The organism is Streptococcus oralis (assembly GCF_023109155.1).
Taxonomy (GTDB): Bacteria; Bacillota; Bacilli; order Lactobacillales; family Streptococcaceae; genus Streptococcus; species Streptococcus oralis_BZ.
Genome location: NZ_JALDUA010000005.1, coordinates 69,280 through 89,379, shown reverse-complemented (window position 1 = coordinate 89,379; position 20,100 = coordinate 69,280). Strand labels below are relative to the sequence as shown.

The following is a 20,100-nucleotide window of genomic DNA, read 5'->3' as shown; positions in this document are numbered from 1 at the left end:
AAAATGTTATTTTACATGTAAAAAAATTCATTTGATGTTCTTGTGAATTATCATACATAAAAAGATCGTTTTCATGCTATTTTTAGATAATTTCGGTAAACGGTAAGTAAAAAAATAGAAAAATTTTAAATAATTTTCTAAAACCTATTGACAAATGCAAAAGATTTGATTATAGTTAATATTATAATAAATGAAAGCGCAAACTTAATTCGTCAGAGGTAATAACATGACCAGATTTAAAATTGAGGACGATTTCTATTTAGACGGAAAACCGTTCAAGATTTTGTCCGGCGCCATTCATTATTTTAGGATTCCAGCAGAGGATTGGTATCATTCTCTCTATAACTTAAAGGCGCTTGGCTTTAATACAGTCGAGACCTATGTGGCTTGGAATTTACACGAACCTGTTGAAGGGGAGTTTGATTTTGAAGGTGCCAGAAATTTGGAGAGATTTCTTCAAATTGCACAAGATTTGGGTCTCTATGCCATTGTACGCCCGTCTCCATTTATCTGTGCGGAATGGGAATTTGGTGGCTTGCCGGCTTGGCTCTTGACCAAGGACATGCGAATTCGCTCGTCCGACCCGGCCTACATCGAGGCTGTTGCTCGCTATTATGACCAATTATTGCCAAGGCTTGTGCCTCGCTTGTTGGATAACGGCGGAAACATTCTCATGATGCAAGTCGAAAATGAATATGGCTCTTATGGAGAAGATAAGTCTTATCTACGAGCAATTCGAAAATTGATGGAAGACCGAGGGATTGATTGCCCACTCTTTACTTCAGATGGCCCATGGAGGGCTACTCTGAAAGCCGGAACCTTGATCGAAGACGACCTCTTTGTGACAGGAAACTTCGGTTCTAAAGCTCCGTACAACTTTTCACAGATGCAGGAATTCTTTGATGAGCATGGCAAGAAATGGCCCCTCATGTGTATGGAATTTTGGGATGGTTGGTTCAACCGTTGGAAAGAACCCATCATCACACGGGATCCTAAAGAATTGGCAGAAGCTGTTCGAGAGGTATTGGAGCAAGGCTCTATCAACCTTTACATGTTCCATGGTGGAACAAACTTTGGTTTCATGAATGGTTGCTCGGCTCGAGGAACTCTGGATTTGCCACAAGTCACATCTTACGACTATGATGCCCTTCTGGATGAAGAAGGAAATCCAACTGCTAAATACCTAGCAGTCAAGAAGATGATGGCAACCCACTTCCCAGAGTATCCACAGTTGGAACCACTCTATAAGGAAAGCATGGAGATAGGGTCCATTCCATTGGTCGAAAAAGTTTCCTTGTTTGAAACCCTGGATAGTCTCTCTAGTCCAACTGAAAGCCTCTATCCAAAAGCGATGGAAGAACTTGGTCAAAGCTATGGCTACCTTCTCTACCGCACTGAGGCAAGTTGGGATGCAGAAGAGGAACGTCTCCGTATCATCGATGGACGTGACCGAGCTCAACTCTTTGTAGATGGTCAATGGATTGCTACTCAATACCAGACAGAGATTGGTGAAGATATCTACTGTCAGGGCAATCGAGAAGGCTTTTCAGAGATTGACATCTTGATTGAAAATATGGGGCGTGTCAACTACGGTCATAAGTTCTTGGCAGATACGCAACGTAAAGGAATTCGTACAGGTGTCTGCAAAGATCTACATTTCTTACTGAATTGGAAACAATATCCACTGCCATTGGATAATCCTGAGAAAATTGATTTTTCAAAAGGATGGATAGAAGGACAACCGGCCTTTTACGCTTTCGACTTCACCGTTGAAGAGCCTAAGGATACCTACTTAGACTTGTCTGAGTTTGGTAAGGGAGTTGCCTTTGTCAACGGGCGTCACCTAGGACGTTTCTGGAATGTCGGCCCGACCCTCTCACTTTATATCCCTCATAGCTATCTCAAGCAAGGTGATAACCGCATCATCATCTTTGAAACTGAAGGTGAATATAAAGAAGAGATTCATTTAACTCGTAAACCTACACTAAAACACATAAAGGGGGAAAACTTATGACAATTGTAGGATGCCGTATCGATGGACGTTTGATCCACGGTCAAGTAGCCAATCTTTGGGCTGGAAAACTAAATGTTTCACGCATTATGGTTGTAGACGACGAAGTTGTTAACAACGATATTGAAAAGAGTGGCTTGAAACTTGCGACACCACCAGGTGTGAAACTCAGTATCTTGCCAGTTGAGAAAGCAGCAGCAAATATCCTTGCTGGTAAATACGATAGCCAACGTCTCTTTATCGTTGCACGTAAACCAGACCGTTTCCTTGGTTTGGTTGAAGCAGGTGTTCCGCTTGAAACACTCAACGTCGGTAATATGTCTCAAACACCAGAAACTCGCTCTATCACACGTTCTATCAACGTGGTAGACAAGGATGTGGAAGATTTCCACAAACTAGCAGAAAAAGGTGTGAAACTCACTGCTCAAATGGTTCCAAATGATCCAGTTTCAGACTTTTTGAGCTTATTAAAATAGGAAAAAATTTTTAGGAGGTCATTGTTATGATACAATGGTGGCAAATTTTACTTCTCACTTTGTACTCAGCTTATCAAATCTGTGATGAGTTGACAATCGTTTCATCTGCAGGTTCCCCTGTATTCGCTGGTTTCATTACTGGTTTGATCATGGGAGATGTGACAACTGGTTTGTTTATCGGTGGTAGCTTGCAGTTGTTCGTTCTCGGGGTTGGTACCTTCGGTGGTGCTTCTCGTATCGACGCAACTTCTGGTGCGGTTCTTGCAACAGCATTCTCTATCTCTCAAGGTATTGATACAGACCTTGCGATTACAACAATCGCTGTACCAGTAGCAGCACTTTTGACATACTTCGACGTTCTTGGACGTATGACAACTACTTTCTTTGCACACCGTATTGATGCTGCGATCGAACGCTTTGACTACAATGGTATCGAACGCAACTACCTACTTGGTGCGCTTCCATGGGCTCTTTCTCGTGCCCTTCCAGTATTCTTCGCCCTTGCTTTTGGTGGAGAATTCGTACAAGGTGTTGTAAACCTTGTTAAAGAATACCAATGGGTTGCAGATGGTTTGACGCTTGCAGGTCGTATGCTTCCAGGTCTTGGATTTGCAATCTTGCTTCGTTACCTTCCAGTTAAACGTAACCTTCACTACCTTGCAATGGGATTCGGTTTGACAGCTATGTTGACTGTTCTTTACTCATATGTAACAGGTCTTGGTGGAGCTGTTGCGGGTATCCTTGGTACTCTTCCTGCTGATGTTGCTGAAAAGATTGGCTTTGCTAACAACTTCAAAGGTTTGTCTATGATTGGTATCTCTATCGTAGGTATCTTCCTTGCAGTTGTTCACTTTAAGAACAGCCAAAAAGTAGCTGTAGCAGCACCTTCTACACCATCAGAAAGTGGGGAAATCGAAGATGACGAATTCTAATTACAAACTTACAAAAGAAGATTTTAATCAAATCAACAAACGTAGCTTGTTTACTTTCCAATTAGGTTGGAACTACGAACGTATGCAAGCTTCTGGTTACCTTTACATGATCTTGCCTCAATTGCGTAAAATGTATGGGGATGGAACTCCTGAATTGAAAGAAATGATGAAAGTTCATACTCAATTCTTTAATACTTCACCATTCTTCCACACAATTATCGCTGGTTTTGACCTTGCCATGGAAGAAAAAGATGGTGTAGGCTCAAAAGATGCCGTTAACGGTATCAAGACAGGTTTGATGGGACCATTTGCCCCTCTTGGAGATACAATCTTTGGTTCACTTGTGCCTGCTATCATGGGATCTATCGCAGCAACTATGGCTATCGCTGGCCAACCATGGGGTATCTTCCTTTGGATTGCAGTTGCAGTTGCTTATGACATCTTCCGTTGGAAACAATTGGAATTTGCATATAAAGAAGGGGTTAACCTTATCAACAACATGCAAAGTACCTTGACAGCTTTGATTGACGCTGCATCTGTACTTGGTGTCTTCATGATGGGTGCTCTTGTAGCAACAATGATCAACTTTGACATTTCTTACAAATTGCCAATCGGTGAAAAGATGATTGACTTCCAAGACATCTTGAACTCAATCTTCCCACGCTTGCTTCCAGCAATCTTTACTGCCTTTATCTTCTGGTTGCTTGGTAAGAAAGGTATGAACTCTACTAAAGCGATCGGTATCATTATCGTTCTTGCAGTAGGTCTTTCATTCATTGGTAAATTCTTGCTTGGAATGGGCGCATAATTTATGGTGAAATCGTTAATTTTGGTGAGTCATGGTCGTTTCTGTGAAGAACTTAAAGGTAGCACTGAAATGATCATGGGTCCACAAGACAACATTCATGCAGTGGCTCTTCTTCCAGAAGATGGCCCAGAAGAATTTACTGCAAAATTTGAAGCTGCTATCGAAGGATTGGATGATTTCCTAGTCTTTGCGGACCTTCTCGGTGGTACACCATGTAACGTGGTAAGCCGTTTGATCATGGAAGGTCGCGACATTGAACTCTACGCAGGAATGAATCTTCCAATGGTGATTGAATTTATCAATGCCAGCCTTACAGGCGCAGATGCGGACTACAAGAGCCGAGCTGCAGAAAGCATTGTAAAAGTCAACGATCTGTTAGCGGGCTTCGATGATGACGAAGATGAATAATACTCTTCGAAAATCAAATTCAAACCACGTCAGCGTCGCCTTGCCGTATAGATGTTACTGACTTCGTCAGTCTTATCCGGCAACCTCAAAGCAGTGCTTTGAGCAACCTGCGGCTAGCTTCCTAGTTTGCTCTTTGATTTTCATTGAGTATACGATGTGATAACGTGAAAATCGTTAGAACATCTTATATAGAATATACATGGGAATGGGAGTCACTCCCATTCCCATATTTTCAATAGGAATGAAACAACAATAGATTAGAGGAACTCTATGCTAAATTACACAAAAGAAGAATTACTTGAACTGGGTGCAGAAATCACGACTCGTGAAATCTACCAACAGCCTGATGTATGGAAAGAAGCTTTTGAAGCCTATCAAGCGAAATGTGAAGAAATTGCAGCCTTTCTGCAAGATATCGCTGATAGACATGACTATATTAAGGTTATCTTGACAGGTGCTGGGACTTCTGCTTATGTGGGAGATACCTTGGTGCCTTACTTTAAGGAAGTCTATGACGAGCGCAAATGGAATTTCAATTCTATTGCGACAACAGATATTGTTGCCAATCCAGAAACCTATCTGAAAAAAGATGTGGCAACTGTCCTTGTATCCTTTGCTCGTAGCGGTAATTCACCTGAAAGTGTGGCAACCGTTGATTTGGCTAAAGCCTTGGTTGATGACCTCTATCAAGTGACCATTACATGTGCTGCAGAAGGGAAATTGGCTCTTCAAGCTCATGGCGATGACCGCAATCTTTTGCTCTTGCAACCGGCTGCTTCCAATGACGCTGGATTTGCCATGACTTCTAGCTTTACGTCTATGATGTTGACAGCTCTCTTGGTCTTTGATCCTACAGAATTTGCTGTGAAAGCTCAACGTTTTGAAGTTGTGACTAGCCTTGCGCGTAAAGTTCTAGACAATGCAGCAGATGTTAAAGAACTGGTTGACCTCGACTTTAACCGTGTTATCTACCTGGGCGCTGGTCCTTTCTTTGGACTTGCTCATGAAGCTCAGCTCAAGATTTTGGAATTAACAGCTGGTCAGGTGGCGACTATGTATGAAAGTCCAGTCGGCTTCCGTCACGGTCCAAAATCTCTTATCAATGAAGATACAGTTGTTTTGATCTTTGGCACAACGTCAGACTACACTCGCAAGTACGACTTGGACTTGGTTCGTGAAGTTGCTGGTGATCACATTGCTCGTCGTGTTGTGCTTTTGAGTGATCAAGCCTTTGGTCTTGAAAATGTCAAAGAAGTAGCCCTTGGTTGTGGCGGTGTCTTGAACGATATTTACCATGTCTTCCCTTACATCGTTTATGCCCAACTCTTTGCCCTTTTGACTTCGCTCAAAGTGGAAAACAAACCAGATACACCGTCTCCTACAGGTACAGTAAACCGTGTGGTACAAGGTGTTATCATTCATGACTATCAGAAATAAGGAAGTATCTATGAGTAAATTACAATTAAGTCCTAATAAAGTAGCTTGCTTGCAAAAACTCTCTGACGAGAACGGCATTATCTCAGCTCTTGCCTTTGACCAACGTGGTGCTTTGAAACGCCTCATGGCTCAATACCAAACGGAAGAGCCAACAGTCGCTCAAATGGAAGAACTTAAAGTATTGGTTGCAGATGAATTGACCAAATACGCATCATCAATGCTCCTTGACCCTGAGTACGGACTTCCAGCTACAAAAGCGCTTGATGCCAATGCTGGTCTTCTCCTTGCTTATGAGAAAACAGGATACGATACAACAAGCACCAAACGCTTGCCAGACTGCTTGGACGTTTGGTCTGCAAAACGTATCAAGGAACAAGGTGCAGATGCTGTTAAGTTCTTGCTTTACTATGACGTAGACAGCGCTGACGAACTCAACCAAGAAAAACAAGCCTACATCGAACGCATCGGTTCTGAGTGTGTGGCGGAAGACATTCCATTCTTCCTTGAAATCTTGGCTTACGATGAAAAAATCGCTGACGCAGGTTCTGCAGAATACGCAAAAGTAAAACCACACAAGGTTATCGGTGCTATGAAGGTCTTCTCAGACCCACGCTTTAACATCGACGTTTTGAAAGTGGAAGTTCCAGTCAATGTGAAATACGTTGAAGGCTTTGGCGATGGTGAAATCGTTCATACTCGTGAGGAAGCAGCAGCCTTCTTCAAAGCACAAGATGAAGCGACTAACTTGCCATATATCTACTTGAGTGCAGGTGTGTCAGCCAAACTCTTCCAAGAAACGCTTGTCTTTGCCCACGAATCAGGTGCAAACTTCAACGGCGTTCTTTGTGGACGTGCAACATGGGCTGGATCAGTTGAAGCATACATCAAAGACGGTGAAGCAGCAGCTCGTGAATGGTTACGCACAACTGGATTTGAGAACATTGATGAACTCAACAAAGTTCTCCAAACCACAGCGACTTCATGGACTGAACGTGTGGAAGCATAAAACAAATATAGAAGAATCCTTTTTTGTTAAGAAGTTACTTAAGGTTTTCTGACAAAGGATTCTGAAAATAAAAACTACAACCATAGATGGTGAATACACTCTCTATGGTTTGTTTACTTAAGAGAAATGAGTCAAAGGAGAGAAGAATGAAAGCATACACAGAACGTGTATTTGGAAATCATGAGGGCAAGGATGTCTTCGCCTATCGCTTTGAGACTGACAGTGGCTACCAACTAGAAATTATGACCTATGGTGCGACCATCTTGCGCTATGTCACACCTGACAAGGCTGGAAACTTTGCCAATGTGATTTTGGGCTTTGATGATTTTGATAGCTATGTAGGCAATAGTCCCAAACATGGAGCAAGTGTAGGTCCTGTAGCGGGCCGTATTGCAGGTGCGACATTTGAGCTCAATGGGCAGACCTATGTTCTTGAAGTCAATAATGCTAGCAACTGTAACCACAGTGGTTCAACAGGTTGGGATTCAAGTTTGTTTGAATTGATCGAGGTGAGCGACCATGGCTTGACCCTCTACACAGAGCGTACAGATGGGACAGGAGGATTTCCTGGCAATCTCAAGATCTGGATCAGCTATCACTTGGAAGAAGCTGGCGCCTACGAAATTAGCTACAAGGTAACGACAGATCAGGACACGCTGGTTAATCCAACCAACCACAGCTATTTCAACTTGTCTGGTGATTTCACGCAGACAATTGACCGCCATGTCTTCCAGCTAAATACCGAGGGCATTTACCCAATCGCTCCTGACGGTGTTCCGGCTAAGACTCCAGATGCTACTCGTGATGTGGTTAAACACATCTACAATGGTGCTTTGTTGAAGGACATCTTTGAAGAGGAAGATGAGCAAATCCAGTTGGTATCTGGTTTGGATCACCCATTTGCTCTTCCTGCAGGTCATGACAATGCTGGTTTCCTTTATGACCAAAACTCAGGTCGTTTCCTGCTGTTCAAGACAGAGGCCCCTTGCTTTGTGGTCTACACAGCAAACTTTGTGGATGAGAGTGTGCTCATAGCTGGTCAGCCAATGGTACAGCACAATGGGATTGCCCTTGAAGCGCAAGCTTTACCAGATGCCATTCACAGTGACCTCAAAGACCAAGTCATTCTCAAAGCAGGTCAAACCTTCACCAGCAAAACTCGCTACGAGCTTGTTGTAAAATAAAAAGAAGAGCTGGTTTCCAGCTCTTTTGAGTTGTCTTCATTGACATTTTATCTCAATAGTGTATAATTGATGTAATTAATAAAGTTACAACAAACAAAAGGAGACACCCTATGACTTATGCATACCAAAGCCACATTTACCTAGCAGAGGCGGTTTTAAATGTCAAGGACTTGACGAGTCAAACGGCTTTTTATCATCAGATTATTGGCTTGGAGATTTTATCCCAAACAGAGACAGAAGCGATTTTGGGACTTGGTCGAAAAGCCTTGGCAGATGTCTTGAAACACCTAAGTGATTTGCGGATTCCTCTGGTCGGGGGTGCAGATCATGGATACAGTGAAGCCCTTTATCTAGAGGATTTGGAAGGAATTGGCATTGAACTCTACCGTGATAAGCCAGTGTCTTCATGGGATATTCGAGAAGACGGCCGCATTATCGGTGTGACCGAGGCTCTTGCGGCACAGGACATCTATGAATTAGGGGAAAAGGTAGATCCCTTTATCCTAGCTGAAGGGACGAGAATGGGGCATATCCATCTATCGGTTAAGGATAGCCACGCGGCGAGCCGGTTTTATCAAAAGGTGTTAGGACTAGAAGATAAATTTAGCATTCCTAGTGCTAGTTGGATAGCAGCTGGTCAGTACCATCACCACCTGGCTGTCAACAAATGGGCTGGAAAAGGGCTAGCTCCGCGTGAGAAAGGCTTGCCAGGCTTGGCCTACTACGTCCTTGAGGTCGAAAGCAAGGAAGAGCTCTTAGCCATCGTTAAGCAAGCACAAGAGGTGGAAGCTCCGATCAAGTGGTTACATTCGAGTGAACTGGATCTTGTAGACCCAGATGGGATTGTGACCCGCATTCGCTTGGCACGATGAGACGAGGAAAACACATCATTTACTTTAGAGACATAGAAAAAGGCGGATAAGCTCGCATTCTGTTTTTAGAATGCGGACTTGTTCGCTTTTTATGAAATGACGAAAGCTTTCTTGGCTCTGGCAAAGGCATCGGTCGAGGATATTTTACCTTTTCTAGGGGTTCATGCTATAATACTAATAATCTTTTCTTTCTCTAGGAAGGCAAATGCCCAAAATCAGTAGACTGCTTGCAATCGTTGTCACGATGCTTTTAAGAGAAAGTAGAACTTTGTTTGAACATCCGTATTGAGTTTAGGAGACGGGAAATAAGATGGACACAAGTGTAAAAAATTTAATCAGTATGGGACCTCTGGAGGATTCTTTTATCTATTATGATTTGGGGAATCAAGTATTCTACAGTGTAAAACAAGGCATGAATTATTCAGCCATTGCAGCTCCTATTGCAATCTATTCCTTGCAACGGCTGTCGAAGTTGCTCAACCAAACCTTTGGAGATGTCTCCTCACCTTTCAATCTGCTTTTCTTTATCTTGATGTCTCTGTTTTTGATTTTCGGGACCATTCTCCTTGCTAAATCTACCCGACGCAACATGAAGACAGATAGATTTAGAAAAGTCCGGCTCACAAAAGCCAATATCAAAACACTTAGGAGAAAATCTAGGGCGTTGACAGTAGTTGGCTACATTTTTGTTTTAATAACGATTTTTTCAGCCTATCGTTATCTGACTGTTTCTGATTTTCAATTTTTACTTATGTACATGTTAGGGATTGGTATTCTTACATATATAGTCTATGATTTTCGGATGAAAACGCGCAAACGACTGTTCAAGGAGCTGATGGAGACATTACAGGACGGTAGCCGAGGGAAAGAGGGAGAAATGTAAGATGAGAAAAATAATCTTTATTGGACAGAGGGGTGATGAAGCTGTCTACTATAACACAAGAACAAAAGAGGCTCTGGTAGCCGATAAGAGCGCCTTATTAAATACAGAAGGAGCTAGGAAGACCAATAAGGCTATTATTCCTTTGATATTACTTTTTGCGTTATTTGGTGGAGGTGTTGGACTTGCTATTTTTTCCTTTACTTCTCCATTTAGATTAAACGAGAGGATGATTCCAATCATTTTACTAGCCATATTTTTAGTTTTTGTTGGAAGTATTTATATGTTGGAAAAAGCATTGTATAAAAATGTTCGTTCCACAGTTTTGGCAAACGAAGAACAATTTAAAGCTGCAGTGAATGGAAATTTATTTTGGGAAGGATTTTCCGATAAGAAAGCAACATTAGGTAAAATTTTCTTTTTCTCGTTTGTTATCTTGGTTCTTCTGTTTTGTTTAGGAATTGTAAGTTTATTTGGAATACCAGGAATGCTTATTCCTTATTATAACCATGAGTGGTTTGATCTTTCATTATTATTTTCACCAGTGGCAGGGGTACTTCCAGCAGTGGTCGTAATTGCTCTATTCCAAAACAACCCAATCCGCTGGCTCTTAGCTGTGCGAAAATATGAACAGGGGAAAGTGATATTTAGGGAAGAGAAGAACTAGAAACACAAGAGAAGCGCTATTACTATTACCAGTGGTTGATGATGTTTTATCAACGACCTATGATAAAAATTGAAGTTTCTGATTATAGTGATTGATGGAAACCGTGGTGATTAAATATGAGAAGAATAATTTTTATTGGACAGAGCGGTGATAAGGCCGTTTACTATAATACGCGAACGAGAGAAGCTCTTGTAGCAGATAAGAGTGCCCTTTTAAATACAGAAGGGGCTAGGAAGACCAATAGGGCTATCATTCCTTTGATGTTTGCTTTTGTTTTTTTTGGTATTATTGGAGGATTAGTAGCTATACCTGCATTTTCAGATTTTCGATACAACAGCGGAATGACAAAGTTTTTTATTACTGGATTAATGTTTGTGTTTTTTGGTAGCATGTGGATGTTAGAGATTGCTCTATATAAAAACGTTAAATATGTTCGAGGAGCCACTAAACAACAATTTGTAGAGGCGGTAGATTCGAACTTGTTTTGGGAAAATTTCGACGTCAAAAAGGCTTCGATAGGAAAGTTTTTGGCCTTTTTAGCTGTTATTCTGTTATTGCTTTTTGCAACGGTAATAACATTCATTGCTTTTATTCCAGGTATTATTGATTCATTTGAAAGGGAAGCTCCATTTGAATTGCAGATAATAACTTCGCCCTTAATAGGAATACTACCAGCAGTTTTTTATCTTTTCTTATTCCAAAACAATCCTATCCGTTGGCTCTTAGCTGTGCGAAAGTATGAACAAGGGAAAGTGATATTTGCAGATGAAGAGGAGAAACAATAGGTTTCATACTTATGCTATTGAGACCTTATTTGGTGCATGGGTAGGAACAGTGGTTGATGATGTTTTATCAACAACCTATGATAAAATTGAACTTTCTGATTATAAAGATGTTTTAAACCGTGGTGATTGAATATGAGAAAAATAATTTTTATTGGACAGAGCGGTGATAAGGCTGTTTACTATAACACGAGAACAAAAGAGGCTCTGGTAGCTAATAAGAGCGCCTTGTTAAATACAGAAGGGGCTAGGAAGTCTAATAGGGCCATTATTCCTTTGATGTTGGTTTTCATTTTCTTAGGTTTAATAGGGGGAATGGTCGCTATACCTGCATTTTCAGGTTTTCGATATAGCAGCTGGATGGTTCCGCCTTATATCGTTGCCCAGTTCTTTGTCTGCTTTGGCTTTATATGGATGATGGAAGAGGCCTTGTATAAAGAGGTGAAACAGGTTCAAGGGGCAAGTTCTCAACAGTTTGCGAAAGCCGTTTATTCAAATCTGCTTTGGGAAAATTTCAGTAAGAAAAAAGCAACATTTGGGAAAATGATAGTTTTTCTAATAATACAGTTAGTAATTCTATTTATAGCATTTATAGGAATCGCTACCATACTAAATATTATAAATTCATTTATAAATCAGGAGAAATTTGACGCACAAATTTTATTTTCATTATTGATAGGTCTCTTTCCTGCCTTGTTGTACCTTTTCTTATTCCAAAACAATCCAATACGCTGGCTCTTAGCTGTGCGGAAGTATGAGCAGGGGAAAGTGATATTTAAGGAAGAAAAGTGAGAGGAGGATAGGATGAGAGATAGATACTTATTTTTCTGCTTCTTCCGGCCCTAATGGTATTAGGAGATATAATGCAATGATTTGATCAAAGAAGGAGTAAACTAATATGAAAAAAACTATCCTAAGTCTCTTCGCCCTCCTTGTAGCAGGTCTCAGTGTCTTTGGTTTTCTAAGATATCGAGAATATGACTCACTTAAAAACCCAATTGATGAAATCTATTATGCGAGTGTTCATTATAAAAATATTCTGGGCTTGCCAGATATGAGTAGGATTATAAGAAGTAATACGGCATATGTAGGTGAGCCAGCCTGGATATACTATCGCCGAGCTAAACCTAGGTTAGCAGATGATGAAGATTTGCAGCTATATATCAATTCCGATGGCCTGCTTGCTGTTCTATATAGTAAAAAGTTATCAGGAGATACTTATCTCAATATTGACTATGTATATGAGGACAGTTTCGTTAAACAAAATGTTTCCATTGCTTTCTCCAAAGTTTCGGATTTTACTGTTCAAGCATTAATTGATCAGTCTAAAAAAATGGGATATGATGAAACTGCTAGTGAAATATATCGCTTTAATGGAATGGAAGAGCCTCCACGTAAGAGTCTAGTGTCAAAAGAGGAGATATTGGACTATCTGAAAGATTACGATATTGATCAGACTTGGTTGACAGAAAAATCTGATCAAATTCTCTACACCTATTTTCTAGATATTTGGTTTAAAGAGGGAAGTCAGCGTTATTCCAAAGAAAATATGGGAAATTTGAAAGTGAAATACTCGGATACCATAGGGAAAGAGTAAGTATGCCATACAGAATTTAATAAGTTTTTTTCATTAAAAAAATTTATACGTCTTTTCGATTCAAAGGTGAATTATCAAAGAGCGCTGTAACTATTGGAGGATTTCATTATGAAATTGAAATAGAAAGATTATCGCTTTATTTGAAGTCATGGAAGGTATTATATAAATGTTTAAAAAGGCTGAAATGGAGCTTTTAGCTAAAAGAAATCTTCGTTATCGTATATTAAAAACAGAGGGAAAATATTATCTTCTTGATGTAGAACGACCTTTTTTGATTGTCTATTTCTTGCCCTTGTTGATTTACTTTGTGCCTCACAGATGTTATGAGATGAGTAAGGAAGAATATGAGCAATTGTCCCAATCAGAGGAGCAGAATGCTCGGTTAAAAGAGGCTTTTGAAAAACATGGTCTTGGCTATGGCTTTGGAGCTGGTGTAGGTGCCATGCTTCTATCAAGAGTATTTGATATCAATCAATTTTTGAAATTTGATTCAAGTAGAATTAGCAATTTTTTGGCTATTCTAATTGTATTATTGGTTTTTGGTTTGCGTTTATGGCTTACAGTTTCTTATGAAGTCCCTAGTGGATTAAAAAATAGGGGCTATCATAAGATATACCTTTATCCTCGTTTTGTTAAAGAATTGCTTTTTAGTATTTTTGCGTATATTATGTCAGTGTTGTTTACAGTAATGATTATTGCCGCCTTTTTAACGAACATAATGGATAATTATATTGGTCATATTGGATTATTAATATTTTTATCATTTTGGTTATTTATAGGGAATATGTTTTTCATGCGTCCGGCAAGTAATTACTGGATAAAAATTAAAATTGGCTAAGCAGAATATATGAAACTTCCTGTTCGTTAAATGATTAATTTATTAGATTCTTGCTTTTATATTGGCAGTAATGATTGCAAACGTAATTTATTTTTTATCATCTCGGTTTTTAGTAAGGAAGTTAAATTTTAGTCATTATAAAAAAAGAGCAGGGGAAAGTATTATTTGGGGAAGAGAAATAAGTGGGGGATAAGATGAAAGAAAAGTATGTTGAGTTTTTAAATATGGCAGTTGTGGATACTAGTCCTATAAAGCGTTTTGATATTATATAAATCACTGATGAGGGAAGATAATGAAAAAAATAATGAAATCAAAATTAGTTCAAGTCCTACTTCTTGCACTCACTGTCATAGGGCTATACTTTGCTTATCAGGCATATCGCAGACATGAACTTACTCAGTTTGTTATGTGGAGTCCAAGGGTAAAAATTGTGAATTATGAATTTTTGGATGATAACAAGGCAGTAGCAATTGAGTGGGATAATGAGTCAGAATTAAAGGAAGCAGAAGAGGCTAAGAAATATGATTCGCGTGTCAATGTAGAAAGAATGACGAGAGTTAATGGAGAACGCTATATCATCCAACAAAGTTATAAGTTAAAATCAGCCACGTATAAGTATTGGATTCTTGAAGAAGATGCGGTTCCATATTTGAAAAGTAATATTCCAGAGCAGGGAGAGTACTGGTTGTTAGACGTCTATGATACGAAAGATGGGACAATCAAACAAAAAACCTATGACGTATTTAAGATGGTAAGAGAATATAATAAGGATTATATTCCAAGAAGAGTTCGTGACGTTAATTATTTCTTGTATACGGAACAAGGAAAAACTTACTTACCAATTAGTATGGCTATTGGTCAACAGCCAGAAATGAAAATGGAAACTGGGCTTATTGATATAGAGGATGGAAAGATAGTAGCAACTACTCCATCTGGTAAAACTTCCAAAGATCTTTATAACGATAAGAAAGAATCATACAAACCGAAGTTAGATGATATTCTTATTTCGAATAATAAATTTTCAAACGAAAAGTTTGCCTTTGTCTTATCTCTTTTTGATTTTAAAGAACCAGTAGAAAAATCCCAATACCCGTCCTTATCAAGCAAATATCCAAAGGTGTTTGATATATTAAGCAAAGGGGTGTTGTCTGAACTAGATTTTCTTGGAGAAGAAGATGTTCGTTTTGAAATCTCTCTCTTAAAGCTGGTTCTTCCAGAGGGTACAAATATTTTTGAGGATATCACCATTCCAGCAGCTAGTTCGAAAGATGGACAGGAACACTTGGTTCAAAGCGAAGAAGAGTTCTTACAATATTATAAATCCAGTACGGAGGAAGAATAATGGGACAAAAGCATTTGTCTTATATTCCAATAGATATTGATAGTTGACATTGAATTTTAAATGGGGAGAGAAAAAATGAAGAAGTTATTTATTATCATCTTGTTATTGGTTCTTGGAGCTTGCTCTAATGGAAAGGAAGCAGGGGGAACAGAGAAAAGTACGCGCGAGACAGTTGTAAACAAAGAGAAAGAATTGAAATTTGTAGTAGCACCACAATATGAAGGTCAAACGTCGGATTTAATTGAACTTGGTAAAAAGTTGACCAAAGAACATCCAGAAATTGGAAGTAAGGGAAGTATGGCTATCTACTTTACAGGAGCAGTTTCAGATGGTAGGGCAGCACTAATGCTCGTCAATAAAACTGACGTAGATATCAAAAAAGATTTGGAGTTTTCACTGAGCTGGTCCTATGATGGCAAGACCATTTTTGATAATCAAAAGATTAGCTATACTATCAAGGATAGTGGTGAATTACCTTCTTACACAACTACATTAATTTTGTTACCACTTAATTCAGAACAATTGGAGCTTGTTGATTCGATGTCAGATCCATCTAAGATGAGACTTTCAATGTCCGATGTGAAGAGCGTAGAATAAGATAGGAGTTGAATATGACAACAGAAACCATTTTATTTTTATTTGCTACCATCGTCATTCTTTTATCCTTGATCTTTTTATCTGGTACATATCTCTACCTTTATTTTCGGGATAAAAAGATGGTACGTCTTGCCAAATCGTCTGTTAAGGGAACGGTTGTGGGCTATAGTAATTTTCAGGCTGGGAATCCTCCGATTGTTGAATATACGGTTAACGGAACTACTTATAGCAAGCCATTACGGTATTTTATAATCAGAACGATTTCGCTTCCATGGGGGCCTATAAGTACAGCTGATAACTTTACAAGAGAGGATATGTTGGCAAATTCACTAACCTTTTATCGTAATTCTTTTATATCGTTTAATAACTTAATGCGAACGCATTTCCCAGTCTATTCGAAGATGACGGTATGGTATGATTCTGAAAAACCAAACAGGGCTTATGTGGAACGATACTGTGGAATCAACAAACTTTATAAATTGTTAGGCGTCGGTAGTGCTATATTGTTAATCATGGTCTACGCCGTTGTAGTGCTTGCTTATTTGTTAAAGAGATGAGGTAATCCATATAATGTCACAAGAGAGATATTTGCAGATCAAAAAAGAGCATCAAGTTCGTAAGTTTGTGGGGCGTTTCCTCTTCATTCTTCTCGCTATACTCGATGTTCTACTGGTATCAAGTCATTCCAATTATGTCCCGCTTGTAACGGTGGCTATGGTAACGATTGTGCCTTTTAATCATTTTCTACTTGGTCCTCTTAGGAGACAGAAAAAAGCCATAGAAAAAGAGCATCCAGAATGGAAAATACTCAGTACAAAGGGAGTAAAGGTTCCCTCGGCTGAAGCCAATAAAAGAACCTTGGCTGGTATTGGGATCTTGATAGCCTTACTGTTGTCTTTTGGGCTATTCTATAAACCTGTGAAACAGCCGAACGTCCAAGTAAACAATCCGCCTAAGCTTGATTTTAACACGCCTGGAACGTCCAAGTCTTCTGAGTCGTCCAGTTCCTCTAAGACCAAAGAATCCAGTTCCTCAGAGTCGAAATCCTCGTCTTCGACTGAACAAAGTTCTAAAACCGAAAGTTCAGGAACAAAGCCGTCAAAAAGCGAATCCAATAATCCCTATTACCAGATTCCAGGACTTACTGATGAACAGGTGAGAGATATCATATCAAAATCGGTGAAAGATTTGAGAGAAAAACAGTCAAAAGAAAAATCCGAAGAGTAGACTCGAGGGCATCGATGTCCTTTCTGGATGAGTTAGTTTTAAGATTTTACTGTATAAAATAACAGGAGGAGTTCATATGAATAAAGAAGTAATTGGTTTGATAGTTGGGACAATCGTCATCTTCCTATCTTTTGTATTTGTGTGTGGGACCTTTCTCTATCTCTATCTTCGAGATCAGAAGTTGGTCCGTCTTGCCAAGTCATCCATACAGGGAACGGTTATCGGCTATAGCCGTTTTCGTGAGGGGTATCCACCTATCGTCGAATACACGGTGGATGGGATTGCTTATAAGAAAACCTTGCAGTATTTTATGTTCAAAACGGTCACAATTCCGTGGGGAACTACTAAATTTTTAAAGGACTATACAAGAGAAGATATGCTGGCACCTTCGATCACTCGCTACAGCAACTCCTTTGTTTCCTTCAAACGCTTGATGCAGACCCATTTCCCCCTTCATTCGGAGCTGACAGTCTGGTATGATCCAGACAAGCCGACCAGGGCCTATGTCGAACGTTACAGCGGAATGGACAGGTTTTACAAGTGGTTTGGTATCGGATTTGGGCTGGCTCTAGTTATAGTCTATGGGATAGTGATCCTAGCCTTTTTGTCCAATTTGTCCAAGATATACGCATAAAGGTCAGTTGGTTGAAAGAAAACGCGACTTCCCATCGAGCTTCAAGGAGGACAGAGTTTCTTTTCCATTTCCATGCTCACCTATCTTTTCTTTCTGATACAGAGAAAAGGTTGCCTCCCACAAATACAGACAGGAAGTGAATTTTGACAAAGCCCCTTATTCGAGATATAATGAAGAAAAAGTGACCAAGGATAAATCAATGACAAACTCAAAGTATATCACACGCCTGAAGCGTTCAGAGGGCCAGTTGCGTGGGATTCAAAAGATGATTGAAGAAGATCGTGACTGCGCAGATATTGTTACGCAGTTGACAGCAGTGAAATCTAGCGTTGAGCGCGTGATTGAGATGATCATTACTGAAAATCTCACTGACTGTATCAACCAACCACTAGACGACCCCGAGGCTCAAAAGAAACGCCTAGAAAAGGCTATCCGATACCTGATTAAACGGAAATAAACTAATTTGCTATTGATAAACAATGCAGACAAAGGCATTTAAGTCTATTTCGATAAAGAAATCATGTTGGCCAAACGGATGAGTTCCCCCAATATCAATGAGAAAACCTCTTTTTAGATACCATCAATGTGCTTCGTTTTTAAAAGCGACGGGCTACGAGCCCTATATCAGCGGGTTGCAGAAATGAAAAAACCGATTAAGTTTCTTAATCGGTTTTTTGCTTATTCTACTTGACCGGGCCAAGCATTCATACCACCTTCTACATTGATAACGGTGAGGCCTTGGGCGCTTAGAAATTCACAAGCAGATGCGGAACGGACTCCACCTTGACAGATGATATGATATTCCTGGTCAGGTTTGAGTTCTTTGTAACCTTGCTCCAAGGTACTTAAAGGCAGATTTTTGGCACCTGGTGCATGTCCTGCTTGGAATTCGTGCTCTTCACGTACATCGATAAGGTTTAGATTTTCATTTAGGTATTTTTCATAAAAGTCAGCCATGCTGATACTCGTTTCCATATTTGACTCCTTCTGTATTAGCCATTTTATATAGTGAATAAGCGTCGTCAAGGTTTTGGACGGTAAATCCTACCGCTCGAGGCTACGCTCTGTGATCTAGCTGCGCAAAACGCTGATGTAGGCGTCTGGTTCATCCAAGTTCTCCCCTAGTTCATTTAGGGGGATATGAATGGTATCGACCTTGGGTCGCTCCCCTGAAATTCGCCACTTATCTGCACATCTAGGGATTTTGGCCCTTAGTCAGATCGTCTTTGAGCTGACACCATTGGATATTATCGCTCAGACCTTCGATAAGGTTCAAGGCTGTGTAGCCAATTATTTTATGCTTCTAGATGACCTTGCCTGTCCAAGCGCTCATACCGCCTCGTACATTGATGACATCGTAACCATTTTTCTTAAGTTTTTTCGCAGCTAGTTTGCTTCGTACACCAGAGTGACAAATGACATAAAGTGTTTCTTTTGTCGCAGGTGTGTAAGAACCGATTTCCGTTAAAGGAACGTTTTTGGCATTTTTGATATGACCTCTCCGGAATTCCAAAGGCGTCCGAACATCTAGTAGCTGAATCGGTTCTCTGAGTTTAGCTTCTAACTCGCTGGTAGAAATACTGTCAATTTTTGTAAATAATAAGTGAAACATAGGCACCTCCACATATACCCTTATGGGGTATATTAAACCATGAAGTCAAGCTTTTGTCAAGCAAGTTGTTTTGAGTTGGGATGGGGAATGTTTTCGAGAGTTCAGAAAGAAGTCCTAGACCAGCTTATTCTTGACCTTTCAAAGCCTTTTTGATATGATGGCGTCAAAGTAAGTGTGAGGTATAAAGATGACCAGTGAATACCAGAAAATGATAGCGGGAGAACCCTATCATCCGTTTGATTCTGAGTTGCGGGCCTTGGCTCAGACTGCACGCCAGAAGCAGGCGGATTTCAACCAGGAGTTAGATCCCTTGAAAGGGGCGGAGATTATCAAAAGTTGTTTTGGTTCAACTGGGAAAAATCTCTATGTCAATCCACGACTGGTGGTTGATTATGGAATTAATATCCATCTAGGGGAAAATTTTTATTCTAATTGGAACTTGACCATGCTGGATGTTTGTCCGATTCGCATCGGTAACAATGCCATGATTGGCCCCAACTGTCAGTTTTTAACCCCACTCCATCCACTAGATCCGAAGGAACGTAATTCAGGGGTCGAATACGGCAAGCCCATCACCATCGGTGACAATTTCTGGGCTGGAGGTGGCGTCATTGTCCTTCCTGGAGTGACACTGGGAAATAACGTAGTGGCGGGAGCAGGGGCTGTGATTACCAAGTCCTTCGGAGACAATGTTGTTTTAGGTGGCAATCCTGCGCGTGTTATCAAGGAAATCCCTGTGAAAGAAAATTAAAAAGAACAGCTGTGAACTGCACCCCAAAAGTTAGACAGA

Annotated in this window: 24 protein-coding genes and 1 pseudogene; 22 read left to right on the top strand and 3 right to left on the bottom strand. The window is 40.1% G+C overall.

The window, feature by feature from the left end:
- The first annotated feature begins 226 nt into the window (after nucleotides 1–226).
- The 21 genes from M1F63_RS09075 (at nucleotide 227) to M1F63_RS08975 (ending at nucleotide 18,155) form a co-directional block, all read left to right on the top strand.
- Nucleotides 227–2,014 (top strand): glycoside hydrolase family 35 protein, encoded by a 1,788-nt coding sequence (locus tag M1F63_RS09075; protein WP_247925751.1) that lies wholly within the window; start codon nucleotides 227–229, stop codon nucleotides 2,012–2,014.
- Nucleotides 2,011–2,487, top strand: a complete 477-nt coding sequence (locus M1F63_RS09070; RefSeq protein WP_000156968.1) for a PTS sugar transporter subunit IIB — start codon at nucleotides 2,011–2,013, stop codon at nucleotides 2,485–2,487. Before M1F63_RS09075 ends, M1F63_RS09070 begins: the two co-directional genes overlap by 4 nt.
- Before the next feature lie 26 nt (nucleotides 2,488–2,513).
- The gene (locus M1F63_RS09065; protein WP_000616996.1) at nucleotides 2,514–3,419 is read left to right on the top strand and encodes a PTS mannose/fructose/sorbose/N-acetylgalactosamine transporter subunit IIC; all 906 of its coding nucleotides are present in this window, start codon (nucleotides 2,514–2,516) and stop codon (nucleotides 3,417–3,419) included.
- Nucleotides 3,406–4,227, top strand: a complete 822-nt coding sequence (locus M1F63_RS09060) for a PTS system mannose/fructose/sorbose family transporter subunit IID (protein ID WP_000185284.1) — start codon at nucleotides 3,406–3,408, stop codon at nucleotides 4,225–4,227. Before M1F63_RS09065 ends, M1F63_RS09060 begins: the two co-directional genes overlap by 14 nt.
- Nucleotides 4,228–4,230: 3 nt before the next feature.
- Nucleotides 4,231–4,635, top strand: a complete 405-nt coding sequence (locus M1F63_RS09055) for a PTS sugar transporter subunit IIA (protein ID WP_002875700.1) — start codon at nucleotides 4,231–4,233, stop codon at nucleotides 4,633–4,635.
- A gap of 270 nt (nucleotides 4,636–4,905) precedes the next feature.
- On the top strand, nucleotides 4,906–6,072 hold the full coding sequence (locus M1F63_RS09050; protein WP_084942625.1) for an SIS domain-containing protein: 1,167 nt from the start codon (nucleotides 4,906–4,908) through the stop codon (nucleotides 6,070–6,072).
- Between the two features lie 10 nt (nucleotides 6,073–6,082).
- Nucleotides 6,083–7,078, top strand: a complete 996-nt coding sequence (gene lacD, locus M1F63_RS09045; RefSeq protein ID WP_025169605.1) for a tagatose-bisphosphate aldolase — start codon at nucleotides 6,083–6,085, stop codon at nucleotides 7,076–7,078.
- A 146-nt stretch (nucleotides 7,079–7,224) separates the two neighbouring features.
- Nucleotides 7,225–8,262: an aldose epimerase family protein gene (locus M1F63_RS09040; RefSeq protein ID WP_247921180.1), complete on the top strand. Its 1,038-nt coding sequence runs from the start codon at nucleotides 7,225–7,227 to the stop codon at nucleotides 8,260–8,262.
- Between the two features lie 110 nt (nucleotides 8,263–8,372).
- Nucleotides 8,373–9,134 (top strand): VOC family protein, encoded by a 762-nt coding sequence (locus M1F63_RS09035; protein WP_247941244.1) that lies wholly within the window; start codon nucleotides 8,373–8,375, stop codon nucleotides 9,132–9,134.
- Nucleotides 9,135–9,444: 310 nt separating this feature from the next.
- Nucleotides 9,445–10,017 carry a hypothetical protein gene (locus M1F63_RS09030; RefSeq protein WP_247941243.1) on the top strand — a complete coding sequence of 191 codons (573 nt, stop codon included), beginning with the start codon at nucleotides 9,445–9,447 and terminating at the stop codon, nucleotides 10,015–10,017.
- A gap of 1 nt (nucleotide 10,018) precedes the next feature.
- Nucleotides 10,019–10,681 (top strand): hypothetical protein, encoded by a 663-nt coding sequence (locus M1F63_RS09025; protein WP_247941242.1) that lies wholly within the window; start codon nucleotides 10,019–10,021, stop codon nucleotides 10,679–10,681.
- 116 nt (nucleotides 10,682–10,797) lie between these two features.
- Entirely contained in the window at nucleotides 10,798–11,466 is a 669-nt protein-coding gene (locus M1F63_RS09020) for a hypothetical protein (RefSeq protein ID WP_247941241.1), read from the top strand.
- A 132-nt stretch (nucleotides 11,467–11,598) separates the two neighbouring features.
- Nucleotides 11,599–12,255: a hypothetical protein gene (locus tag M1F63_RS09015; protein WP_247941240.1), complete on the top strand. Its 657-nt coding sequence runs from the start codon at nucleotides 11,599–11,601 to the stop codon at nucleotides 12,253–12,255.
- A 106-nt stretch (nucleotides 12,256–12,361) separates the two neighbouring features.
- Complete coding sequence (locus tag M1F63_RS09010; RefSeq protein ID WP_247921175.1) at nucleotides 12,362–13,060, top strand: TipC family immunity protein; 699 nt, start codon at nucleotides 12,362–12,364, stop codon at nucleotides 13,058–13,060.
- A gap of 166 nt (nucleotides 13,061–13,226) precedes the next feature.
- Nucleotides 13,227–13,898 carry a DUF443 domain-containing protein gene (locus M1F63_RS09005; RefSeq protein WP_247921174.1) on the top strand — a complete coding sequence of 224 codons (672 nt, stop codon included), beginning with the start codon at nucleotides 13,227–13,229 and terminating at the stop codon, nucleotides 13,896–13,898.
- Between the two features lie 292 nt (nucleotides 13,899–14,190).
- Entirely contained in the window at nucleotides 14,191–15,240 is a 1,050-nt protein-coding gene (locus M1F63_RS09000) for a hypothetical protein (RefSeq protein WP_247941239.1), read from the top strand.
- Between the two features lie 75 nt (nucleotides 15,241–15,315).
- Nucleotides 15,316–15,837 (top strand): hypothetical protein, encoded by a 522-nt coding sequence (locus M1F63_RS08995; protein ID WP_247941238.1) that lies wholly within the window; start codon nucleotides 15,316–15,318, stop codon nucleotides 15,835–15,837.
- Nucleotides 15,838–15,851: 14 nt separating this feature from the next.
- Nucleotides 15,852–16,394, top strand: a complete 543-nt coding sequence (locus M1F63_RS08990) for a hypothetical protein (protein ID WP_247941237.1) — start codon at nucleotides 15,852–15,854, stop codon at nucleotides 16,392–16,394.
- Nucleotides 16,395–16,407: 13 nt separating this feature from the next.
- A complete protein-coding gene (locus tag M1F63_RS08985) occupies nucleotides 16,408–17,064 on the top strand; it encodes a hypothetical protein (RefSeq protein WP_247941236.1) in 657 nt (218 codons plus the stop codon).
- Between the two features lie 76 nt (nucleotides 17,065–17,140).
- Entirely contained in the window at nucleotides 17,141–17,698 is a 558-nt protein-coding gene (locus M1F63_RS08980) for a hypothetical protein (RefSeq protein ID WP_247941235.1), read from the top strand.
- Between the two features lie 199 nt (nucleotides 17,699–17,897).
- Entirely contained in the window at nucleotides 17,898–18,155 is a 258-nt protein-coding gene (locus M1F63_RS08975; RefSeq protein WP_247941234.1) for a metal-sensitive transcriptional regulator, read from the top strand.
- 221 nt (nucleotides 18,156–18,376) lie between these two features.
- On the opposite strand, the gene M1F63_RS08970 is transcribed toward M1F63_RS08975, so the two are convergent.
- The 3 genes and pseudogenes from M1F63_RS08970 to M1F63_RS08960 all read right to left on the bottom strand — a co-directional run bounded on the left by M1F63_RS08970 (nucleotide 18,377) and on the right by M1F63_RS08960 (nucleotide 19,310).
- Nucleotides 18,377–18,673: a rhodanese-like domain-containing protein gene (locus tag M1F63_RS08970; RefSeq protein ID WP_247941233.1), complete on the bottom strand. Its 297-nt coding sequence runs from the start codon at nucleotides 18,671–18,673 to the stop codon at nucleotides 18,377–18,379.
- Nucleotides 18,648–18,992: pseudogene (locus tag M1F63_RS10195) on the bottom strand (rhodanese-like domain-containing protein); the annotation flags it as partial. The pseudogene M1F63_RS10195 and the gene M1F63_RS08970, both read right to left, overlap by 26 nt.
- 9 nt (nucleotides 18,993–19,001) lie before the next feature.
- On the bottom strand, nucleotides 19,002–19,310 hold the full coding sequence (locus M1F63_RS08960; RefSeq protein WP_247941232.1) for a rhodanese-like domain-containing protein: 309 nt from the start codon (nucleotides 19,308–19,310) through the stop codon (nucleotides 19,002–19,004).
- Nucleotides 19,311–19,497: 187 nt separating this feature from the next.
- Between M1F63_RS08960 and M1F63_RS08955 the strand changes: the two genes are divergently transcribed.
- A complete protein-coding gene (locus M1F63_RS08955; RefSeq protein WP_125454043.1) occupies nucleotides 19,498–20,061 on the top strand; it encodes a sugar O-acetyltransferase in 564 nt (187 codons plus the stop codon).
- Nucleotides 20,062–20,100 lie beyond the last annotated feature (39 nt).